Genomic DNA, 22,151 nt, shown 5'->3' with positions numbered 1-22,151 from the left:
TCAGTTTACTGTATAAAAAAACAGGGCCACCGGAGCCACTCTTACGAGAGGCTGATGTTTGCAGCGGCCCGATCCCGATATAGCGGAGTAGCTTGATGAAGCTGACAGCAAGGCAGTCCCAGGTACTGGATATTATTCGCCGATACGTCGACGAGACCGGCTATCCGCCAACCCGTGCTGAAATCGCAGCAGAACTGGGCTTCCGTTCGGCCAACGCCGCGGAAGAACATCTCCGGGCATTGGCAAGGAAAGGTGCCATCGAGATGGTGCCGGGAGCGAGCCGCGGCATCCGTCTGCCTGAGGCGGAAGAGGATCTGGGCCTCCCGGTCATTGGTCAGGTCGCTGCCGGTAGTCCGATCCTTGCTCAGGAGCACATCGAGGACCACTGCACACTGCAGCCAGAATTCTTTTCGCCGTCTGCAGATTATCTTCTGCGGGTCCGGGGCATGAGCATGAAAGACATCGGTATTCTCGATGGCGACCTGCTGGCAGTTCACAGTACCCAGGATGTTCACAACGGCCAGGTGGTTGTTGCCCGGGTTGGCGATGAGGTCACGGTAAAGCGTTTCCGCAAGGAAGGCTCGAAAGTCTACCTGATTGCCGAAAACGAAGAATTCGCACCGATCGAAGTGGACCTGACCGAACAGGAGCTGTTCATCGAGGGTCTGGGTGTTGGTGTTATCCGCCGCTCTGACCTGCACTGAGCGGTTCGGATAGCCTCAGATAGTTTGAATAACGGGTGAATTATGGAACAAATGAGCTTTAATCAGAATCTGGCCTACAACCCCAATGCTCTGTCCTGTTCAGTGTCGGCAACCGCCGCCCGCGAGCGACGTTCCGTCATTCGCGCCCGACGCGCTCCGGAAACCACCGAACCCAAAGTCTGTGGCAATGTGACTGAGATCATTCTGCCGGAAGGCCAGGTAGAAAATTTCCAGCTGCTGTTGCCAATGCTGACCCAGCTTAATCAGGAGAAGCGCTGGCTGGCCTGGATCGACCCGCCCCAGGCGCTGGTCAGCAAGTGGCAAAAAATGCACGGGATTGTCGCCGGCGAGTTGCTGGTGCTGCGTTCAACACCGGACTATCCTGCCCAGGATCTGGCAGAGCGAGCCCTCAGTGCCGGCACCTGTCACGCGGTGGTCATGTGGACCCGTAAACTGGGACGAACTGCCTTCGAATCCCTGCAAAGAGCCTCGGCCGAGGGCAATAGCCACGGCGTCGTTCTCAGGCAGCGTTAACCGATCAATGCAGAGTGTAGGAGGGCTGGGCGTCTGAGGCGTCCAGTTCGTCATCTTCCCAGTCGATATCGTGGGCAACATTGCCTACAGCCTCAATGCCAGCTGCAATCATGGCTTTGGCAACCGACATATCCCGATCTTCCATCATTTCCCGGGCTTCTTCCGAAAAAGAGATTTTTACCAGTGGCGCACTGTCATCATCAATGCGGCGCAGGGCGTAATCGCCATTGGTCAATTGCACGATTTCAAAAAACGATGGTGACATTCAATAAACCTTCAAGTTAATACGATTTGAATAGCCGGAGCTGGGAGTGGCTTACCACTCGCTGTGCTGCTCTTCCAGATCGTCGGCAAAATGTTTGACGGCGGTCAGCGTTTTCATCAAAGCAGCCGACGATCGATCCGGGCCGGAATCGGCCGATACCGCAATAATGTTTTCCTCGCTCACGGTTTTTTTGGTCGCCGGAGGTCTGCTTTGAGCGCGCTCGAGTTGCTCAAGATGGTTCCACCAACTCCCGGATCGCTGTTCCAGCTCCTTCAGGCGGCCAACTTCACTCGGTTCTGGCCCGATAAGAGCGACCAGCTCATCAAGGGTTGAAGGTTCCTCTGATTTTCTCTGGTATAGCCTCGCAACCATGACCAGCAACAGTTTTCGAGACCGCAGAAGCAGCTCGATCGCCCCCTGAATAGCGGCTTCCCGGCGCAGCGCCTGTTCCGCCTCGTTGGGACGTTGTTCCTGAGCTTCGTCTGTGGGCCGGTCGAGTGGCTGAAGCAGCGTGCGGGCGAGAAAGAGCTTTTGAGAAACCAGTGAGTGCCATTGCGAGGCCATGGAATACCTTCAATCCCCCAGCGCGGGTGTAACCCCGAAAAATTAATTCGTCACTATATCATTTTCGCTATCAAATTTCTTCCATTCTCTGTGCGGTGAGGTTTCACAATAAAACACAAACATTCACTTGAAACGACCGTTTGAATTTGGCAAAAAGGCGCCCGACTGTGCGAGTTCTGCTCGTGGCGGCTACCCAACAGCATGAATTTCTGGAGGTGTAAGGGATGCGAAGCCAACTCGTTGCAGGTGTCGCACTGGTTTTTCTCGGGTTTTCCGGACAGGCCCTGTCCAAGGTCACGGCCGCCGAGGCCGAGCGGCTGGGTGGTGAACTGACCCCGGTCGGAGCCGAAAAGGCGGGCAACCGCTCAGGCAGCATACCCGAATGGACCGGAGGTTTGGCCACGCCGCCGGACGGCTGGCGTGAGGGGCAAGTGGAAATTAACCCGTTTCCCGAAGATGAGGCTCTTTTCGTTATTACCTCCAACAATCTGGAGCTATACAGGGACAAGCTTTCAGACGGCCACATTGCCATGCTGGAGAAGTATGGGCCCGACTTCTTCATGCCGGTTTACCAGACCCGACGGACTGCCGCGTTTCCCGAGCACGTCTACGACAAATTTCGTGAGAACGCGCTGACAGCGCAGTTGCTGGACAACGGTAACGGCGTTCGCGACACCATCATGACCAGTCCCTTCCCGATTCCAAAAAATGGTCTGGAGGTTATCTGGAACCATATCCTGCGCTATCGGGGCGAAGAAATTTCCCTGCGTAGTGCCTCTGCAACGCCCCAGAGGGATGGCTCCTACAACCCGGTGGTCAATGATTACGACTACTTCTTCGCATACAGCCAGAGGGGTGCGGAGCTGGCGGAAATCGATAACAAGATTTTTTACCTGAAGACGGACACTGTCTCGCCGTCGTCACTGGCCGGCACCATCACGCTCGTGCATGAAACGCTTGACCAGGTGCGGTCGCCGCGTCTTGCGTGGCGGTATGATTCCGGTTCCCGTCGTCTTCGCCGGTCGCCCAACCTGGCCTACGAAACCGACCTGCCGAATTCATCCTCGCTGCGGTCCGTCGACCAGAAAGACATGTACAACGGTGCGCCTAACCAATACGACTGGGAGCTGAAAGGTAAGCGCGAGCTGTTCGTGCCCTACAATGCCTACAAGCTTCACGGGCCGGAAATAGAAGCCGACGACGTGATTCGTCCGGGCCATATCAATCAGGAGCTTACCCGCTATGAACTGCATCGGGTTTGGGTCGTCGAAGCGAAACGCCGTACCGGTATCAGTCACATTTACGATCGCCGCGTGTTTTACGTGGATGAAGACAGCTGGCAGATCCTCGCGTCCGAGGAATACGATGCAGAGGGGAATCTGTGGCGTGTGTCCGAAGCTCACAACATCAGCTATTACAGTGAGCCGGTATTCTGGACTACCATGGAAATGACGTACGACCTCAAGGCGGAGCGTTATTACATTGATGGGCTGGATAATGGATTCCCGGCGTACGATTTCGCCCCGGGGTTCCGTGGCAACGAATTTACTGCCTCCGCCGCCCGTCGTGCCGCTCGCCGCTGATTTCCAAGGAGACTGACATGGCAGACCCGCAAGCCCATCTGGACCACCTGGATCGACTGATGGCGGATCTCGGTCGCGCCTTGGCCGAAAAGGACTGGGACGCGATGGCGGGGCTGAACGAGCAGGTGAAGCCGGCAGTCGAGCCGCTGATGGCTGCCCTGGAAGCGGGAGAGGTTGATGCGGAGCCGGTGAGGCTCCGCTTGCAGGAACTACAGCAGTTTATTGACGCCGCCGATGAATCGGCCCGAATGGCCCGCAAGGAGGCGGAGGATGGCCTGAAGGGTGTAAACAGGAACCGGAGTGCGGCGAAGGCCTACCAGAACGTTTCTTCAAACCGACCAAAATAGCGTCATAAAATTGACTCTGGGGTTCTTACAGTCTTAAATACCGCACAAATCCCCCAAGAGATTCGGTTGAATGTCTAAAAATAACAAAGTGCTGGTGCTGAGCGAGGATGATTCAAGATTGCGGGACATAGTCACCATTCTTGAGTTCATTGGCGAGGAGCAGGTCCTTGCCGGCGATGAAGCCAGGGCACTTTTGAGCAGTGGTGATGAGGAAAGCCTTTCAGATATCGCGGTCGCGGTGGTGAATGGCGAGGATGCAGGAGCCACCGAGGCGATCACCGCTGTGTGTGATGCCGTTCAGGGCGTACCGTTTCTGGTTGTTGGTCACCCTGAGCTCAAGGGGCTGTCCGACGAGACCAGCGGTCGCATCATTGCTCGCATGGAATGGCCGCTCAATTACACCAAGTTCGTCGATTCGCTCTACCGGGCCCAGATCTATCGGGATCAGTTCACCCGCTCCCGGGAGCGTGGCCAGCAGCGCGGTTTGCAGCTCTTCCGGAGCCTTGTGGGAACCAGCCGAAAAGTCCAGCAGGTACGCCAGCTGATGGAGCAGGTGGCGGATAAGGACGTCAGCGTTCTCATTACCGGTGAGTCCGGTACCGGCAAGGAGGTGGTCGCCCGCAACCTGCATTACCATTCTTCCCGTCGTGATAAACCATTTGTTCCGGTCAACTGTGGCGCCATTCCGGCGGAGCTGCTGGAAAGCGAGCTGTTCGGCCATGAAAAAGGGGCCTTTACCGGAGCCATCACGGCCCGGGTAGGGCGCTTCGAGATGGCCGAGGGGGGCACTCTGTTTCTCGATGAGATCGGAGACATGCCGCTCAACATGCAGGTCAAGATTCTCCGGGTTCTGCAGGAGCGAACGTTCGAGCGGGTGGGAAGCAATCGCACCCAGTCTGCAGATGTGCGGGTAATCGCGGCCACCCATAAGCACCTGGAAGACATGATTGAATCCGGGGATTTCAGGGAAGACCTTTATTATCGCCTGAATGTGTTCCCCATCGAGATGCCGGCCCTGCGTGACCGGGTGGAAGACATTCCCCTTCTGATTAATGAACTCATTTCGCGGATGGAAAAAGAGAAGCGTGGATCGCTGCGGATGAATTCCGCGGCCATCATGAGTCTGTGCAGGCACGACTGGCCGGGCAATGTGCGCGAACTGGCGAATCTTGTTGAACGCCTGTCGATCATGCATCCCTATGGTGTAATCGGCGTGCAGGAGCTGCCCAAGAAGTTCCGCTACGTTGACGACTATGATGAGAATCGCCCGGTGGAGGACACCGGTATGCCTTCCGGTATTCCTGGCCTGGTGGGCCTGGATGCCCCGGCATTGCTGCCGGTGAACGGTATCGACCTGAAGGATTACCTCTCCAACCTCGAGAAACAGCTGATCCAGCAGGCGCTCGACGAGGCCGGCGGCGTTGTGGCCAGGGCTGCCGAGAAGTTGCGGATCCGACGCACTACTCTGGTAGAGAAGGTTCGAAAATACGGGCTGCGGGAAGAGGAATCCGAGGAGTCCTGAGCAGGATCGCCCGGAATTTAGAGCTCCCTGAACGGCGTCAAAGGTTCGTAACCTGAGGCGCCGTTTCCGTTTCTGACCGACGTAAAATTGTCATTCTCCTCTTTCAAGAATCTCCTTTCCTTTGAAATATATAGAAAAAATCAAGTTGGCACGTTGCTGGCTTACAAACCTGCAAACGAAGTATCCGAACTATGAGGTCCGAACCGACGGGCCGATCGGGGAGTCAGGTTATGAGTCAGGCACAATTTGTTCTTCAGTCCGGCGCGGGCGGTACAAAGACCAACGCTGCGGCGGACGTCAATGACAAGGTTACCGCCCTGTTTCCGGAACAGGACGATGAGGCGGTGGATACCGCCCTGGAATTGTTTAACCGGATGTCGCGGCAGATCACTGACTCCTACCGGACCCTCGAATCCCGGGTCAACCAGCTTTCCGGCGAGCTGAACCAGGAATCGCTCCAGCGTCAGCAGGAGCTCGAAGAAAAAGAGCAGCTGGCAGATCGTCTGTCCACCTTGCTGAACGCACTGCCTGCCGGCGTTGTCGTTCTGGATAGCCAGGGCGTGGTAACGCAGACCAACCCGGCAGCCATTGCGCTTCTGGGGGAGCCCCTCGACGGTGCCCGCTGGGTTGATGTCATCCATCGCTGTTTTGCGCCCCGGCGGGACGATGGTCACGAAGTGTCTCTGAAGGATGGTCGCAGGGTCAGCATCGAGATCCGGACCATGGAGAACCAGCCCGGCCAGTTGATTCTGCTGACAGACCTCACCGAAACCCGGCACCTTCAGGCGCAGCTGGCTCACGCCCAGCGTCTGTCTGCCATGGGCAAGATGGTTGCGTCTCTCGCTCACCAGATCCGTACTCCGCTGTCCGCGGCCATTCTTTACGGTGGTCATCTGAGCCAGGAGGACCTGGACGAAGAAATGCGCCAGCGCTGTGCTTCCCGCCTGATGTCGCGCCTGACCCACCTGGAACAGCAGGTGCGGGATATGCTCATTTTCGCCCGGGGCGAAACCCGGCTGGCCGAGGAGTTATCTGCCGACAAACTGGTCTCGGCACTGGCATCGGCAGTCGAGGGGCTGAAGCCGGCTCCGGGCGCGACAGTGAAGCTTGAGAACAAAATCTCCAGCGACTGCCGGCTGATGTGTAATCGGGATGCCCTAGTTGGCGCCTGTACCAATCTGGTGAATAACAGCCTGGAGGCCGGCGCTCGCCATGTGGCGGTTCGGGTAACCGAGGAAACCGGGGAACTGGTCATCCGGGTTGTGGACAACGGCCCAGGTTTTGAGCTCTCGGACGCTGCCCGGCTGACCGAAGCTTTTTATACAACCAAGTCCCATGGCACGGGTCTCGGCCTTGCAGTGGTTCAGGCCGTTATCAAGGCGCATCAGGGACGGTTTTCCATTGAATCGCCGGAGCAGGGCGGTGCTGTAGCCACCCTGCGTTTGCCGCAATTACGTAACAGACACTGATCGGAGGCAACCATGGCCAAGGCCCAGATTCTGATTGTTGAGGACGACCATGACCTGCGTGAAGCGCTGGTAACCACCCTCGAACTGGCAAAATTCCGGGTTCGGGAAGCATGCAATGCCAGCGAAGCCCTTGAGCGACTGGCCGAGGCTCCGGTGGATATGGTGGTCAGTGATGTCAACATGCCGGGTCTGTCAGGGCACCAGCTTCTGGCAGAGGTGCAGCGGCTGTACCCGGGCCTGCCAATGATGCTGATCACGGCCTATGGCCAGATCAGCGATGCGGTATCCGCCATGCAGGCCGGCGCTATCGATTATCTGGTGAAGCCATTCGAACCGCGTTTCCTGGTGGATGCCGTCAGCAAGGTTGTTGGCGGCGGGCGTGAGAAAGCCAGTGATGAACCGGTGGCAGAAGACCCGATCAGCAAGCGGATGTTCCAGCTGGCGACCAAAGTGGCCGGCAGCGATTCCACCGTCATGATCTCGGGGGAAAGCGGAACTGGCAAGGAAGTCCTTGCCCGGTTCATTCACCAGCAGTCCCCGCGGTCAGAGCAGCCATTCGTGGCGATCAACTGTGCTGCAATACCGGAAAACATGCTGGAGGCTATCCTGTTCGGTCACGAGAAAGGTGCCTTTACCGGTGCCGTCGCCTCCTCGCCCGGCAAATTCGAGCAGGCCAACGGCGGAACCATTCTGCTGGACGAGATTTCGGAGATGGATCTGGGGCTTCAGTCCAAGCTCTTGCGGGTATTGCAGGAGCGGGAAGTGGAGCGGGTTGGTGGTCGCAAGACCATCAGCCTGGATGTCCGTGTTGTAGCGACCACCAACCGGGATCTGGCGGATTACGTTCGCGAAGGCAAGTTCCGGGAAGACCTCTATTACCGTCTGACAGTGTTCCCGATGCACTGGCAGCCGCTCCGGGAGCGGCCGCTGGATATCATGCCACTGGCTACTTCGCTGCTTAAAAAGCATTGCCGCAAAATGAAGCTGACCGGGATTACCTTTGCCCAGGACGCAAAAAGTGCGCTTATGAATCATCAATGGCCGGGGAATGTGCGGGAGCTGGACAATGCCATCCAGCGAGCGCTGGTGCTGCACCAGGGAAATGTCATTCACTCTGGCGATCTGTGTCTGGAGCTGGGCATCACCGGCCGGCCGGACCTTCGCAGCGCGGCGCCGGTTTCGATGACCGAAACCGTTGCCAACATAGCAGCGGGCGAGCCGGATATTTCAGACTCTGGCTTTTCCCCCCTAGACGAACCTTCTCATTTGCGCAGTGACGAGCCGGAGGGCGCGGTTTCGCTGGGAGATGATCTGAGGCAGCAGGAATTCCGTATTATTATTCAGACACTCCGGAAAGAGCGTGGGCGTCGCAACAGGGCCGCGGAGCAATTGGGGATCAGCCCCCGCACGCTCAGGTACAAGCTGGCCCAGATGCGCGACGCCGGAATCGATCTGGACGCCGAAATGGCCTTGGTCTGACCCCCTGCAAGACGAACTCCTTCATTGGCACCCCTCGGGGTGCCGTTTTTTTATCTTCGATTCCCCATGCCGGTGGGGGCACCCTGCCCGTCGTCAAAAGTCCGTCATGGAACTTTCACGACTCCGTCCTTTTATCCGTAACCTTCTGATATTTATATCTAAAAACTACTTGGCCTGCCAATTGCTTCACCGGAGCTAAGATTATCCCAAGAGCAATTCCGTCCCTGGGAGGGCGGAGCCAGGAGAGAGTTATGGTTCAGCGTGCCGACATCAACAGTGTTTTGTCCGATATCCGGTCCCTGCGTTCACAGATGATGCAGAACCAGCGGGTCGAGCAGGATCAATCGGTTCGTGGTCGCATAGACGGCCCTCGCCAGGTTCAGGAAACCCAGGAGACGCCCAGCTTCAATGACATGCTTAGCAACGCGGTGAACAACGTGAACGACCTCCAGAAAACGGCTGGGGATCTGCGAACCGCCTACGACATGGGCGATCCGAACGTAGACATCACCCGTGTGATGATTGCCGCCCAGAAATCCTCTGTCTCCTTCGAAGCGCTGACCCAGGTACGTAACCGGGTGGTTCGGGCCTACGAAGACATTATGAACATGCCGATCTGATAACGGAGCAGAGTCATGGCCAGCGTACCTGCAGAAACCAATGCCTCCAACATGCCCGCAGCCCGGGAGGGAGACGCGCCAGAGAGCCGTAGCGACCTGTTCATGGGGTTCAACCGGCTCAACCTGCTGCGCCAGATCGGGCTTATGGTGGGGCTTGCCGCCAGCGTGGCGCTGGGGCTGGCGGTCGTGCTCTGGGCTCAGGAGCCGAACTATCAGCCGGTGGTGGGTGATCTTTCATCCTACAATCCCCAGGATGTGACCACCATCCTCGAAAGCAACGGTATCGACTACAAGATGGATCCGCGCACCGGCGCATTACTGGTTCCCTCGGATCAGGTCTACAACGCCCGTTTGAAGCTGGCGGCCGAAGGTGTCACCGATCGTCAAACCATGGGCTACGAACTGCTGGACCAGGAACGTGGTCTCGGCACGTCCCAGTTTATGGAAACCATCTCATACCGGCGCGGGCTTGAGGGTGAGCTTGCCCGCACCGTTGCCAGCATGCGTGGCGTTCGGAATGCCCGTGTGCACCTGGCTATCCCGGAGCGCTCTGTCTTTGTTCGCGATGCCCGTGATCCCTCTGCCTCGGTGTTTCTTGAAGTTTTCGCTGGTCGCCGGCCAGAACAGGAACAGATTAACGCTATTGTGAATCTGGTTGCCGGCAGTGTTCCCATGATGAGCAAGGAACACGTAACCGTTGTCGATCAAAACGGCAATCTGTTGACGGGCAAGCAAAGTCAGAGCGGTGCGGATCAGATGGCGGACCAATACGAATACACCGCCAAAGTCGAGGAGCGTCTGACACGTCGGGTTGCCTCTCTCATCGGACCCATCGTGGGTGATGGCCGCTATCGTGCCGAAGTGTCGGCGGATCTCGATTTCTCCTCGGTGGAGCAGGCAGAGGAATTGTTCAACCCCGAACAGCAGGCGGTGCGCAGTGAGCGTGAGCTGACCGAACGGCGCACTGCCGGCGCACAGGGCGGCATTCCCGGTGCGCTGGCAAACCAGCCGCCGGCTAATGCTACGGTGCCAGAGCAGGCTGCCGGCGGTGATGGTGAGCAGGCGGTGCCAGAACCGGTCAACGTGCGAAGTGAATCCACGCGAAATTATGAAATGGATCGTACTGTCAGCTACCGACGTCAGGAGCTGGGCAGAGTCAAGCGGGTGACCGTGGCTCTGGCGGTGGACGACATGAAAGTAGTGGATCCACAAACGGGCGAAGTCAGCTACGAGCCCTGGCCGGAGCAGGAGCTGCAGCGGCTCAGCATGCTGGTTCGGGACGCCGTGGGCTATTCAGCTGCCCGGGGTGACAGTGTTACGGTGATGAATACCGCATTTGCGCAGGAAGAATCCGTTGAATTCGAGGCTCCGGCGTTCTGGGAACAGCCCTGGTTCTGGGATCTGATGAAGCAAGTGCTCGCAGGCCTGGTGATTCTGGTGCTCGTGCTGGGGCTGCTGCGCCCAACGCTTAAAAGCCTGTCCAGCGGTGGCCAGCGGGAACGCGGCCTGGATTCCGGCTCCGGCAGTGGCGGTGGTTACGGGGGCCTTGATGACATCGAGGGTGGAGATGAGCTCCGCAAGGCCATGTCCGCCCAGGATGATCTGCTTTTGCCGGGTGCCACAGACGGTTATGATAGGCAGCTGAACGCATTGAAAGGGCTGATTGCCGAAGACCCGGCGCGGGTCGCACAGGTAATGCGCCAGTGGGTGAACGTCGATGACTGAGCAAGCCAATCAACAGGGTGGCGGTGAGCCATCAAAGCCGCAGCGGAAAATTCCGCGTGTGGAGCAGGCTGCGATTCTGCTCATGTCACTGGGCGAAGCGGATGCCGCAGAAATCCTCAAGCACATGGGCCCCAAAGAGGTCCAGCGTGTGGGCGTGGCCATGGCTCAGATGAAGGATGTCAGCAAGGACGAAGTGACCTACGTGATGAACCAGTTTGTTGATGCCGTAGGCGGGCAGACCGGGCTTGGCGTAGGCAATGACGAGTACATCCGGACGATGCTCACCCAGGCGCTCGGCGACGACAAGGCATCCAGCCTGATCGATCGCATCCTGATTGGCGGCAATACCACCGGCCTCGATACTCTCAAGTGGATGGAGCCCCGGGCCGTTGGCGACATCATTCGCTATGAACACCCGCAAATCCAGGCCATTGTTATTTCCTACCTGGATCCGGATCAGGCCGCTGAAATTCTTGGCACCCTGGATGAGAAGGTCCGCCTTGATGTGATGATGCGTGTTGCGTCACTGGAGAGTATCCAGCCCCAGGCCTTGCAGGAACTCAACGATATCCTGGAGAAGCAGTTCTCGGGTGGCGCCGCCTCCCAGACCAGCCGCATTGGCGGGGTCAAGCGCGCAGCGGACATCATGAACTTCATGGATCGGAGCATCGAAGGCAATCTGATGGATTCCATAAAGGATATGGATCCGGACCTTGCCAGCACCATCGAAGACCTGATGTTCGTGTTCGATAACCTAAAGGAAGTGGACGACCGCGGAATCCAGGCGCTGTTGCGGGAAGTGTCCTCGGAAGTGCTGGTGGTGGCCCTCAAGGGCGCCGACGAGGAGGTTCAGAACAAGATCTTCAAGAACATGTCCAAACGCGCTGCGGAATTGCTGCAGGATGATCTTGAGGCCAAGGGGCCGGTCAAGGTCAGCGAAGTTGAATCCGCCCAGAAAGACATTATCACCATTGCACGCCGTATGGCCGAGGCCGGTGAAATCTCCCTCGGCGGTGCCGGCGAAGAAATGATGTGATGAAAGATTCCACCCGTGACGTCAATCGCATTCCCAAGGAACAGCTGACCGCCTATGAACGGTGGGAGCTGCCCCTGCTGGATGCCCGTGGCAATGAAGTAGCGCGGGAAGAGGAGCGCGAGGTCAAGCCCCTCACCGCCGCCGACATTGACGAGATTCGCGAGGCGGCCCGGGAAGACGGCTATAACGAGGGCCGGGAACAGGGTTACCAGGATGGCCTGAAGGCCGGCAAAGAGGAAGGCCACCAGGATGGGCTGGAAACCGGCCTGGCAGAGGGCAGGGAGCAAGGCAAAAGTCAGGGCTACGACGATACCCGCAAGGAAATCGACACCAAGCTTGACCGTCTCGAACATCTGCTCGGTGAGTTACTGCTGCCGATCAAGCGCCACGAGGACGAACTTGAAACCTCTCTGGTCAACCTGACCACGGTTCTGGCCCGGGCGGTGGTCTTTCGTGAACTGACCATCGACTCCTCCCAGATCCGTCACGTGGTTCGCCGCGCCATGGAGGCGCTACCCTCCACCGCGGAAAACATCCGCATCCATATAAACCCGGAAGACTGTGAAATGGTTCGCGAGGTGACCGCCCGCCTCGAAGCGTCCGCTTCCGTCATTGAAGACGCCAGTATTCTGCCCGGTGGCTGTAAGGTGGAAACCCGTCACAGCCTGGTGGATTTCACGGTTGAGAAACGTTTCCAGCGGGCCGTGCAGAGCATGCTGGACCAGCAGATGAGCGACAGTGAGGGCGGAGAAACCGAGGAACTGGACTCCATGATGGAAGACTTGACCGGTTTCCATCGGGACGTGCTGGATTCCCCGGAGACCGGGGATTCCTCAGACGATCCGAAGCCGGCGCAAAATACAGGTGACGGTGATGACCTCGAGCCTCGCTGATCGCCTCAACCGCTTTCAGGGGTTTCTGGGAAACGAGCCCGAGCCTGAACTTTCCGGCCGACTGACCCGCATGGTGGGCCTTACCCTCGAATGTGTCGGCTGCCCCATGGTGGTCGGTGACCGCTGTGTCATTTTTGGCCAGAACACCGGTAATGTTGAGGCGGAAGTGGTGGGCTTTGAGGACGACCGGGTGTATCTGATGCCCCTGACAGCAATCGAGGGGCTCAAGCCCGGTGCCAGGGTTGTGCCTCTGTCTGCCGCAAGCCGGGTGCCGGTTGGCCCCCAGCTGCTTGGCCGGGTGGTCGATGGCAGTGGCGAGCCCCTGGACGGAAAAGGCCCCTTGCAGGCCGAAGCCCGCGTGGCGCTCACCGGCGATATTATCAACCCGCTGAACCGCGCCCCGGTGCGGCAGTCGATGGATGTGGGTATACGGGCGATCAATGCGTTGATGACCGTCGGCCAGGGGCAGCGCCTGGGTCTGTTTGCCGGCAGTGGCGTGGGCAAGAGTATGTTGCTGGGCATGATGACCCGCTTTACCGATGCCGACATCACCGTGGTGGGCCTGATTGGTGAGCGGGGCCGCGAGGTAAAGGAGTTTATCGAAGACATCCTGGGCGAAGAGGGCCTTTCCCGCTCGGTGGTGGTGGCCGCGCCCGCGGACGATTCGCCACTGATGCGGTTGCGCGCCGCCATGCTGACCACCCGGATTGCCGAGTATTACCGGGATCAGGGCAAACGCGTGCTCCTGTTGATGGATTCCCTGACCCGTTACGCCCAGGCCCAGCGGGAAATTGCCCTGGCCGTGGGTGAGCCGCCGGCGACCAAAGGCTACCCGCCCTCGGTATTTGCCAAACTGCCCCAGTTGGTGGAGCGAACCGGCAATGGTCGCCCCGGAGGTGGTTCTATCACGGCGTTCTACACTGTACTAACCGAAGGCGATGACCAGCAGGATCCGATTGCAGACGCTGCCCGGGCGATTCTGGATGGCCACATCGTACTCTCCCGCCGGCTTGCCGAAGAGGGACACTACCCCGCCATTGATGTGGAAGCGTCGATCAGCCGGGTGATGCCGCAGGTAACCGAGACCGAACATTTTTCCAGGGCCCAGCGATTCAAGCAGGTGTACTCACGGTACCAGCAGGCCCGGGATCTGATCTCTGTGGGCGCTTACGTGAAGGGTTCCGATCCCGAGACCGATTTTGCCATCACTCACATCGGTAATATGCGCCAGTTCCTGCAGCAGGGCCTGAATGAGAGTGCACCACTGAAGGAAAGTGTTGACCAGTTGCTGGCGGTGGTGCCAGAGCGTCGATCCCCCGATCGGCGTAAGTCGGCCGTGCCGAATCCGGCAGCTGGCGGCGGAGGTGATGCCTGATGCTGCGTTCCCGGCGTCTGGAAGTGGTTCTTTCCCTGGAGGAGCGCAAGGAGCTGGAAGCCCTGGAGCGAATGGGAGAGGCCAGGAAGCTGGCGGAGCAGCAGCGCGAACAGGTCCAGAACCTGAATCGCTACCAGCAGGAGTACCGGGATCAGATTCGCAACAGCCAACAGGGGATTGTGCAGGTGTCCAGGCTCCAGGCGTGGCAGGCCTTTATTGCGCAACTGGATCAGGTAATCCGGCAGCAACAGACGCAGCTGGAGCAGGCGGAAAAGGTCTTCGAGGCGCGCAAAAAGGAATGGCAGCACGCCTGGGAGCGCCGGCGGGGCATGGAAAAATACATAGAAACCTGCCGCCAGCAGGAGCAGAGGGAGCAGGATCTCCGGGAACAGAAGCTTTCGGATGAGGCCGCGGGGCGGGCTTTTAACCAACGTCGACGCTGAATCTTGCTCCGCATCAAGCAAATACAGATGCAAAATCAGACCACTCAGCTATCCTTACCGGATGTAGGGCTGGTAGAACACGCCGGTCAAATGCTGCTCTTGATAGCCCGGGAGGTTTTGGAATGCCGATCCAGACGCGCCGCGATGATGACGGTCAGACTCTTGTTATCAGGATAGAGGGGCGTTTCGACTTCAGCACCCATCAGGCGTTCCGTGATGCCTACGAGCACGGTGATCCGAACATCCGGAATTACATTGTGGATCTGTCTGACACCACCTACCTGGATAGCTCGGCGCTGGGAATGCTGTTGTTACTCCGTGATTATGCCGGAGGTGACAGCGCAGGAATCGTCATCGAAAACTGCAATAACGATGTCCGTCGTATCCTTTCAATCTCCAATTTCGAGCAACTTTTCAATATCCGCTGATGCTCGCGGACTGCCGGAGTACTCATGGATGATTCCGTTGCAGAACATAGCCGTCCCCTGAGAATACTGATCGCTGACGATTCAGACAGCGATCGCCTGATCCTCAAAACACTGCTGAAGCGACTGGGGCACGAAGTCCTTGATGTGGCAAACGGGCTGGACGCGGTCTCTGTTTTCCAGCGGGAGGCGCCGGATCTGGTGCTGCTGGATGCCCTTATGCCGGTCATGGATGGCATGGAAGCAGCCCGTCAGATCAAGCTCCTGGCTGGTGAACGGCTGGTTCCCCTGATTTTTCTGACCTCCCTCTCTGAAGCTGGTGCCCTGGCCCGATGCCTGGAGGCCGGTGGCGATGACTTCCTGGGAAAGCCCTATAACCGGATCATCATTGAAGCCAAGATCAAGGCTTTCAACCGAATGCGATTGATGCACCGGACCCTATCGGATCAGCGGGATCTCATTCGTGAGCGCAACCGACAACTTACCGAAGAGCAGGAAATCGCCAAACGGGTCTTCGATAACGTGGCTCATTCCGGCTGCCTGGATGCCTCCAATATTCGTTATCACGCTTCGCCCCTGTCCATTTTCAATGGTGATGTGTTGTTTGCCTCGCCCCGGCCGGCGGGCGGGATGCTGATCTTCATGGGGGATTTCACCGGCCATGGTCTGCCGGCTGCCATCGGCGCCATGCCTGTAGCCGAGATCTTCTACGGCATGGCCAATAAGGGTTTTAACGGCCAGGACGTGTTGCGCGAGATCAACCAGAAACTCAAACGGATTCTGCCGACGGGCATGTTCTGCTGTGGCGCCATGATTGAGGCGGATTTCAAACTTAATCAGTTGCAGATCTGGAACGGCGGTCTGCCGGATGGCTGGCTGATCCGGACCACCGGAGAACTCCTGGCATTGCCATCGCGGCATCTTCCCCTCGGTATCCTTGCGCCGGATCAGTTCAATGCCGATTTCGAGAGGGTTGGTGCCGCCCCTGGCGACAGAGTGCTGATGATGACCGACGGCTTTCTGGAATCTGCCGACAGCGCCGGCAACGTGTTCGGTGAGCAGGGCGTTACCGGCACGCTTGACCGGCTGGACGATGGGGACCATCCGTTCGATGCCATGATGTCCGCGGTTCACCGGTTCACCGGCAACTTTGAGGATGGCGATGACCTGACGCTCTGTTGTCTGGAAATGATGGACGAGGCGGGGCTGGCTACCCTGCCAGATCGTGCCGCACCGTCTGCTCTTGCCGGGCCGGCGGAATGGCGCTGCAGCTATGAAATCCGGGAAAGGACCCTCGGAGAGTTCAGTCCCCTGCCTCTGTTGCTTCATATCTGTATGGAGGTGCCGGGTCTTCGACGGAAGAGCGGCGAAATCTATACCCTGCTGGCGGAACTCTACAACAACGCGCTGGAGCACGGTGTTCTGGAACTCCCGTCAGAATGGAAGCACTCACCGGAGGGCTTTGGCCGCTACTACGCGGAGCGCAATCGGCGCCTGGCCAACGTGGAGGGTCACTACATCCGGTTCACACTGCACCATTCCCTGAAACCGGATGGAGGTCGGCTTCGTGTTATCTGTGAGGACAGCGGCCAGGGGTTTGATTTTCACAATCATCCCAGCGTGGCCCCCGGTAATTCCCCAACCATGAGCGGGCGCTATGCAGGGCGGGGCCTGCTGCTGTTGAAACGTCTGGCGGAGACCATCAGGTTTCATGAACAGGGCAATCATGTTGAAATTGTCTACGATTGGCAGTTCGCCCGTACAGCGGAGAATCGAGATGACTGATAAACCACACCTGGACGAGGAGGCACTGGCTGAGCTTCGAGACGTCATGGAGGACGAATTCGAAGTGCTGATACAGACCTATGTTGCAGATTCCCGCGACAGGATTCGGGGATTGCAAGAAGCCCTGAGGGCTGACGATAGTGACGCCTTTGCCAAGACGGCCCATAGCTTCAAGGGCAGTTGTATCAATATTGGCGCCCCACGACTTGGCGATCTCTGCCTGAGGGCGGAAATCGCAGGAAAGGAATCCCGGCTGGACGATGCCTCGGGATTACTGGATGACATCGCCCGGGAATTCGAACAGGTAATCGCAGGCCTGGATGGCTTGATGGTGGGGTGAATCAGGTCTATTCAGGCCGTTTGTCAGGCGAAGCAGGTGTGCGCTGGCATCACAATTGCTTTGTCCTTCGCATTGAGTGGATTAACCGCCCATGCACCGGCCAGGTCCGGCAAGGTGAGGGCGACAATGCGATAAAAGCGGCAAGAGGTTGCCATGGCCCAGATGGTTCTTCCCCAAACCCCCGCGCCCGGGACGCAACAAGATCCCGGCCCGTCAAAATCCGGAGCCAGCCGGGATCCGGCTGACAGGAAAAGCGATTTCGACTCTGTCTCCCAGGCTGAGCAAAAGCGGCTCGATCGCCAGAGGGCGGATCGGAACGCTGAGGCCAGATCTGCCGATGAATCCCGGGCGACCCAGGACACTTCTTCAGAGACGAAAACGGAAGCAAACGCGAACGCTGATCCAAAGGGTGGCGAAAAAGCCGACGCTGCCACGGATGCTGAATCACGGGACGCGGACTGGGCCGCTGTAGCAGGTGATGGCAAATCAGAGCCGACGGCGCTTCCCCTTACCTTTGTCGAGTTGCAGTCCTGGCTGAATCCAAAAGCCGGAGGTGCCGGTGAGTCCGCCATGTCAGCTACAATGCCGGGAGTCGGCGTCAATGCAGCCAACGGTGTTTCGGGCCAAGCGAATTCCGTTGCCGGATTGTTCAGTGGCCTTCTCACAGGGGCCTCGGGTCAGAAAGCTCAGTCCGGATCCGGCGGTGTTTCCGGCGATGCGACACTGACAGATGTCATGAAGGCCTCAGTGCTCACCGACTCCGGCCGCAATGCGGATTCCGGCTCGTTGATCAATTCTGGCCGCTTCCAGTCCGCCATGGATCTGGTGTCCCAGCAAGCGGCCAATAATGCCAATGGGGCAGCAAAACTGACGGCCGAGAACGCTGCGCCATTACGAGGTTATGCTACGTCCATTGATGTGCCGGTAGGCCATGCAGAGTGGGGCGACAAACTGGTGGGCAAGCTCAGCTGGCTGACTGCCCGTAACATGTCGGTTGCCGAAATCCACCTGACACCACCGGACATGGGCCCCATGGAGGTCAAGGTCCGGGTGCAGAACGAGCAGGCGAGTATTACGGTCCATTCGGCCAATCCCGTGGTCCGTGACCAGCTTGAACTGCATTCCCACCGGCTCAGGGATATGCTGGGTGAGCAGGGAATGTCGTTGGCAGGCTTCGATGTTTCCGATTCGCCTCGCCAGCAGACCGGCGAGCAGGGCACCGGAAACGATAATGGCTCCGGTGGCGGTTCGGCATCGCTGGTCGCTGGCGATCAGGACGATGAAGGCATCAGCTCCGGCAGCCTTGATCTCAGCTGGAAAGGCGAAGTAGACATCTTCGCCTGATACCCTTCGATATTCTCTTCCAATCTCCTTTGCCCATCCTTCCCGGCAACGCTAAACTGCTGTTCTGAACGGGAAGGTTGGGTGTTCTGGCCCGCCCTTTGCATCCAATCCTGAAAAGTCGCGGAAAATTGCTCCCCGTGACGGATTTCTGGCAAAGCGAACATTATGGCTGAAAATAACGAATCTGAAGCGGCTCCTGCCAAGAAGGGAAAACTGAAACTGATCATCATGCTGGTTGTGGTGGTGATCCTGGCCATTGTGCTGTCTGTGGTGGGTACCCTGTGGTTCCTGGGCGGCGGTCTTCCGGGCATGGGGGAGGAAGAGGGTGACGCAACCGAGGTTGCAGAGGAAACCTTTATTCCCAGCAGCTACTACCAGATGGAAAAAGCCATCGTTACCACGGTTCAGGCTGAGGGTCGCCAACGCTACGCCCAGGCTTATCTGGCGCTGGAGTCCACCGATCCACAGGCGCTTGAAGCTGCCAAGCTGCACATGCCTCTCATTCGAAGCCAGCTGGTGACAGTCCTTGGTAGCAGTAACTTCAACGAGCTGCAGACGCCCGAGGGCCGCAGTGGCCTGGCCGAGCGGATGCTGACCACGGTGAATCAGGTTCTGGAGCAGGAAGGCGAGCCCGCCATCAAACGGGTGTTATTCAGAAATTTTGTCGTGCAATAGCGCACGGGCCAAGGTACTTCACGGGCAGGACTACGTATGCAGGACTTGTTGTCACAGGATGAAATCGATGCCCTCCTCCACGGGGTGGATGACGGTGACATTGATACCTATGAAGAGACTGACGATACCGGCATAAAGAACTACGACCTTGCCAGTCAGGACCGCATCGTTCGGGGCCGGATGCCGACCCTGGAGATGATCAACGAGCGCTTTGCCCGTTACACCCGGATCAGCCTGTTCAACCTGATGCGTCGCAACGCCGATGTCTCCACCGGAGGCGTCCAGATCATGAAATTCGGCGAGTATATCCACACCCTGTACGTGCCCACCAGCCTGAACCTGTGCAAAGTCCGCCCGTTGCGCGGCACTTCGCTGTTCGTGCTGGATGCCAAGCTGGTCTTCAAACTGGTGGACAACTTCTTCGGTGGGGAGGGGCGGCACGCCAAGATCGAGGGTCGCGAGTTCACCCCGACCGAGACCCGCATCGTGCAGATGGTTCTGGATCAGGTGTTCCACGATATGAAGGAAGCCTGGCACGCGGTCCTCAAGGTGGATTTCGAGTACCTGAGCTCAGAAGTGAACCCGGCCATGGCCAACATCGTCAGCCCCAGTGAGGTGGTCGTGGTCAGCACCTTCCACATTGAACTCGACGGCGGCGGCGGTGAGCTGCATTTTGCCTTGCCCTATTCCATGATCGAGCCCATCCGCGACGTGCTCGATGCCGGGGTTCAGAGTGATATTGACGATGTTGATGAGCGCTGGGTGAACGCGCTCCAGGAAGACATCAAAGAGGTCAACGTTCCGATCAACACGACGGTCTGTCGCCGTCGGATCTCGTTGCGGGACATCGCCAAGATGAAAGCCGGTGACATTATCCCGGTGGAGGTGCCCGAGCATTTGACGGTCACCGCCAACGGCATCCCCGTTTACAAGGCAACTCTGGGGACCCGTGACGGGAAACTGGCACTGCGGATTCATGAGCGGGCATCAAGGCCCAAGGTAAAGAAACAATTGAAGGTGGGACGCAATGGCTGACGACGACAAGAAAGACGAGCAGGAGCTCAGCGAAGATGAAAAGCTGGCTGCCGAGTGGGAAGCCGCCATGGAAGAGTCCGGGGATGAGGGCGAACGCGAGGACGAGTGGGCCGCTGCGATGGCTGAGGCCGGCGAGGCCGAGGATGATGTTCAGGCTGCCCCCATGGAGGAGTTTGAAACCGGAAGCGAACCCACGAAAGGGGGAGGCCCGGCTCCGGATATCGACGTTATTCTCGATATTCCGGTCACCATTTCCATGGAAGTGGGCAACACTGAGATTCCGATAAGGAACCTGCTGCAGCTCAACCAGGGCTCGGTTATCGAGCTTGACCGGCTGGCGGGCGAGCCGCTGGACGTGCTGGTAAACGGTACCCTGATCGCCCATGGCGAGGTGGTCATGGTGAATGAAAAGTTCGGCATCCGTCTCACCGATGTGATCAGCCCGGGCGAACGTATCAAGCGGTTGCAGAAGTAACATGTGGTCCAGAGTGACTGCGGCACTGGCGCTGCTTGTGATCAATCCGGTTGTTGCCCAGGAAACGGCAAAGACTGCTGCGCCTGATTCGCCGGTGCGAGCCCCGGATACCCTCGGAACCATTCTCAGCCTGGGGCTGGGTCTGGTGGCCGTGGTTGCCGTGATCTATGGCTGCGCCTGGATCATCCGCCGGATGAACGGCATGACCGGCATGAACAACAACGCCATCAAGGTGGTGTCGGTGATGGCCATTGGTGCTCGCGAGCGTATCGCGCTGATTGAGGTGGGCGGCCAGCAGATCCTGTTGGGTATTACCCCATCGGCGATCCGGACCCTGCATGTGTTTGACGAGCCGGTTGTCGAGGCTGGCAGCGCCGGCTCCAGTGATTTTGCCCGGCGTCTGCAGGGCATGATCGGCAAATCCTGGACTTCCCCGACAAGGAACGACTAGCCCCATGCTTGCGGCAACCATCAAGCGACTGCTTCCATCCCTGATTGTCTTGGCGGGCTTTGTCTGGGCGCCACTGGCGCTGGCTCAGGAGCCTTCCGGCATCCCTGGTATACCGGCTTTCACAGTGACGCCCGGAGAAGGCGAGGGCGCCCAGGAATACTCGGTAACCCTGCAGATCCTGGCGCTGATGACAGCGCTGACGTTCCTGCCGGCCATGCTCATGATGATGACGTCTTTTACCCGCATCATCGTTGTGTTTGCGATCCTGCGCCAGGCAATTGGCCTGCAATCCACACCGTCGAACCAGATTCTTCTCGGCCTGGCCCTGTTTCTCAGCATCTTCATCATGAAACCGGTGCTGGAAGAGGCCAACCGGGTGGCGCTGCAACCCTACATGCAGGAGGAAGTAACCTCCCTGGAGGCGGTCGAGCTGGCAAGCCAACCGTTCCGGAAATTCATGCTGGAACAGACCCGTGAGAGCGATCTGGCCCTGTTCATGCGGATCTCCGACACACAGTACGATACACCGCAGGACGTGTCCTTCTGGATACTGATGCCGGCATTCGTAACCAGTGAGCTCAAAACCGCGTTCCAGATCGGGTTTATCCTGTTCATCCCGTTCCTGATTATCGATATGGTGGTGGCCAGTGTTCTCATGGCCATGGGTATGCTGATGCTGTCGCCGATCATCATTTCCCTGCCGTTCAAGATCATGCTCTTTGTTCTGGTGGATGGCTGGGCCCTGATCATGGGCACACTCGCCGCCAGTTACGGAATATAGGAGGCATCATGACTCCGGAAACCGTTATCGACATTCTGCGCGAAGCCCTGTGGATGATCGTGCTTCTTGCCTCGATCATCATCGGCCCGGGGCTGGTGATTGGTCTTGTGGTCAGTACCTTCCAGGCTGCCACCCAGATTAACGAACAGACCCTGAGCTTCCTGCCGCGCCTGCTGGTTACGTTGATTGTCATCATCGTCTGGGGCCCCTGGATGCTCACGCAGTTGCTGGATCATGCCAACCGGTTGTTCGGCAACATACCCTACCTGATTGGCTGACGG

Annotated in this window: 25 protein-coding genes; 23 read left to right on the top strand and 2 right to left on the bottom strand. The window is 58.3% G+C overall.

Features of this window, described 5'->3' with window-relative positions; translation table 11 throughout:
• The first annotated feature begins 92 nt into the window (after nt 1–92).
• Nucleotides 93–704, top strand: coding sequence for a transcriptional repressor LexA (lexA, locus tag AC13E3_RS21265; RefSeq protein WP_008177448.1), 612 nt, complete (start codon nt 93–95; stop codon nt 702–704).
• A gap of 42 nt (nt 705–746) precedes the next feature.
• On the top strand, nt 747–1,238 hold the full coding sequence (locus AC13E3_RS21260; RefSeq protein ID WP_008177450.1) for a cell division inhibitor SulA: 492 nt from the start codon (nt 747–749) through the stop codon (nt 1,236–1,238).
• 4 nt (nt 1,239–1,242) lie between these two features.
• On the opposite strand, the gene AC13E3_RS21255 is transcribed toward AC13E3_RS21260, so the two are convergent.
• Nucleotides 1,243–1,503 (bottom strand): hypothetical protein, encoded by a 261-nt coding sequence (locus AC13E3_RS21255; protein WP_008177453.1) that lies wholly within the window; start codon nt 1,501–1,503, stop codon nt 1,243–1,245.
• Nucleotides 1,504–1,554: 51 nt separating this feature from the next.
• On the bottom strand, nt 1,555–2,067 hold the full coding sequence (locus tag AC13E3_RS21250) for a DUF6586 family protein (RefSeq protein WP_008177455.1): 513 nt from the start codon (nt 2,065–2,067) through the stop codon (nt 1,555–1,557).
• Nucleotides 2,068–2,291: 224 nt separating this feature from the next.
• Here AC13E3_RS21250 and AC13E3_RS21245 point away from each other — a divergent pair, with 224 nt between their 5' ends.
• From AC13E3_RS21245 to fliQ, 21 genes are all read left to right on the top strand, one after another.
• On the top strand, nt 2,292–3,650 hold the full coding sequence (locus AC13E3_RS21245) for a DUF1329 domain-containing protein (protein ID WP_482902467.1): 1,359 nt from the start codon (nt 2,292–2,294) through the stop codon (nt 3,648–3,650).
• 17 nt (nt 3,651–3,667) lie between these two features.
• Entirely contained in the window at nt 3,668–3,997 is a 330-nt protein-coding gene (locus AC13E3_RS21240) for an SOS cell division inhibitor (protein ID WP_092033270.1), read from the top strand.
• Nucleotides 3,998–4,067: 70 nt separating this feature from the next.
• Nucleotides 4,068–5,519, top strand: coding sequence for a sigma-54 dependent transcriptional regulator (locus AC13E3_RS21235; protein WP_104270007.1), 1,452 nt, complete (start codon nt 4,068–4,070; stop codon nt 5,517–5,519).
• A 230-nt stretch (nt 5,520–5,749) separates the two neighbouring features.
• Nucleotides 5,750–6,988: a sensor histidine kinase gene (locus AC13E3_RS21230; protein WP_092033265.1), complete on the top strand. Its 1,239-nt coding sequence runs from the start codon at nt 5,750–5,752 to the stop codon at nt 6,986–6,988.
• A 12-nt stretch (nt 6,989–7,000) separates the two neighbouring features.
• A complete protein-coding gene (locus tag AC13E3_RS21225; protein WP_008173057.1) occupies nt 7,001–8,467 on the top strand; it encodes a sigma-54-dependent transcriptional regulator in 1,467 nt (488 codons plus the stop codon).
• Nucleotides 8,468–8,718: 251 nt separating this feature from the next.
• The gene (gene fliE / locus AC13E3_RS21220; protein WP_008173058.1) at nt 8,719–9,087 is read left to right on the top strand and encodes a flagellar hook-basal body complex protein FliE; all 369 of its coding nucleotides are present in this window, start codon (nt 8,719–8,721) and stop codon (nt 9,085–9,087) included.
• Between the two features lie 15 nt (nt 9,088–9,102).
• The gene (fliF, locus tag AC13E3_RS21215; protein ID WP_482902466.1) at nt 9,103–10,812 is read left to right on the top strand and encodes a flagellar basal-body MS-ring/collar protein FliF; all 1,710 of its coding nucleotides are present in this window, start codon (nt 9,103–9,105) and stop codon (nt 10,810–10,812) included.
• A complete protein-coding gene (gene fliG, locus AC13E3_RS21210) occupies nt 10,805–11,848 on the top strand; it encodes a flagellar motor switch protein FliG (RefSeq protein ID WP_008173060.1) in 1,044 nt (347 codons plus the stop codon). The genes fliF and fliG overlap by 8 nt, the downstream gene beginning before the upstream one ends.
• On the top strand, nt 11,848–12,741 hold the full coding sequence (locus AC13E3_RS21205) for a flagellar assembly protein FliH (protein ID WP_482902465.1): 894 nt from the start codon (nt 11,848–11,850) through the stop codon (nt 12,739–12,741). Before fliG ends, AC13E3_RS21205 begins: the two co-directional genes overlap by 1 nt.
• Nucleotides 12,722–14,116, top strand: coding sequence for a flagellar protein export ATPase FliI (gene fliI / locus AC13E3_RS21200; RefSeq protein WP_014577634.1), 1,395 nt, complete (start codon nt 12,722–12,724; stop codon nt 14,114–14,116). The genes AC13E3_RS21205 and fliI overlap by 20 nt, the downstream gene beginning before the upstream one ends.
• Nucleotides 14,116–14,559, top strand: a complete 444-nt coding sequence (gene fliJ, locus AC13E3_RS21195) for a flagellar export protein FliJ (protein ID WP_273071297.1) — start codon at nt 14,116–14,118, stop codon at nt 14,557–14,559. The genes fliI and fliJ overlap by 1 nt, the downstream gene beginning before the upstream one ends.
• 122 nt (nt 14,560–14,681) lie before the next feature.
• Nucleotides 14,682–14,987, top strand: coding sequence for an STAS domain-containing protein (locus AC13E3_RS21190; RefSeq protein WP_014577632.1), 306 nt, complete (start codon nt 14,682–14,684; stop codon nt 14,985–14,987).
• A gap of 24 nt (nt 14,988–15,011) precedes the next feature.
• Nucleotides 15,012–16,769, top strand: coding sequence for a PP2C family protein-serine/threonine phosphatase (locus AC13E3_RS21185; RefSeq protein WP_008173067.1), 1,758 nt, complete (start codon nt 15,012–15,014; stop codon nt 16,767–16,769).
• Complete coding sequence (locus AC13E3_RS21180) at nt 16,762–17,109, top strand: Hpt domain-containing protein (protein ID WP_008173068.1); 348 nt, start codon at nt 16,762–16,764, stop codon at nt 17,107–17,109. The genes AC13E3_RS21185 and AC13E3_RS21180 overlap by 8 nt, the downstream gene beginning before the upstream one ends.
• Nucleotides 17,110–17,262: 153 nt before the next feature.
• Nucleotides 17,263–18,453: a flagellar hook-length control protein FliK gene (locus tag AC13E3_RS21175; protein WP_482902464.1), complete on the top strand. Its 1,191-nt coding sequence runs from the start codon at nt 17,263–17,265 to the stop codon at nt 18,451–18,453.
• A 165-nt stretch (nt 18,454–18,618) separates the two neighbouring features.
• Nucleotides 18,619–19,128, top strand: a complete 510-nt coding sequence (locus AC13E3_RS21170) for a flagellar basal body-associated FliL family protein (protein WP_008173070.1) — start codon at nt 18,619–18,621, stop codon at nt 19,126–19,128.
• 36 nt (nt 19,129–19,164) lie between these two features.
• Nucleotides 19,165–20,163, top strand: a complete 999-nt coding sequence (fliM, locus tag AC13E3_RS21165) for a flagellar motor switch protein FliM (protein ID WP_273094625.1) — start codon at nt 19,165–19,167, stop codon at nt 20,161–20,163.
• Nucleotides 20,156–20,638: a flagellar motor switch protein FliN gene (gene fliN / locus AC13E3_RS21160; protein ID WP_053112483.1), complete on the top strand. Its 483-nt coding sequence runs from the start codon at nt 20,156–20,158 to the stop codon at nt 20,636–20,638. Before fliM ends, fliN begins: the two co-directional genes overlap by 8 nt.
• A gap of 1 nt (nt 20,639) precedes the next feature.
• Entirely contained in the window at nt 20,640–21,089 is a 450-nt protein-coding gene (fliO, locus tag AC13E3_RS21155) for a flagellar biosynthetic protein FliO (protein WP_273018029.1), read from the top strand.
• 4 nt (nt 21,090–21,093) lie between these two features.
• Nucleotides 21,094–21,870, top strand: a complete 777-nt coding sequence (gene fliP, locus AC13E3_RS21150) for a flagellar type III secretion system pore protein FliP (RefSeq protein WP_008173074.1) — start codon at nt 21,094–21,096, stop codon at nt 21,868–21,870.
• Between the two features lie 8 nt (nt 21,871–21,878).
• Nucleotides 21,879–22,148 carry a flagellar biosynthesis protein FliQ gene (fliQ, locus tag AC13E3_RS21145; protein WP_008173075.1) on the top strand — a complete coding sequence of 90 codons (270 nt, stop codon included), beginning with the start codon at nt 21,879–21,881 and terminating at the stop codon, nt 22,146–22,148.
• Nucleotides 22,149–22,151: the final 3 nt, after the last annotated feature.

It is taken from the genome of Marinobacter sp. L-80, from assembly GCF_056859395.1.
The sequence above is the reverse complement of the archived record's forward strand: the minus strand, read 5'-3'. Positions and strand labels throughout refer to the sequence as shown.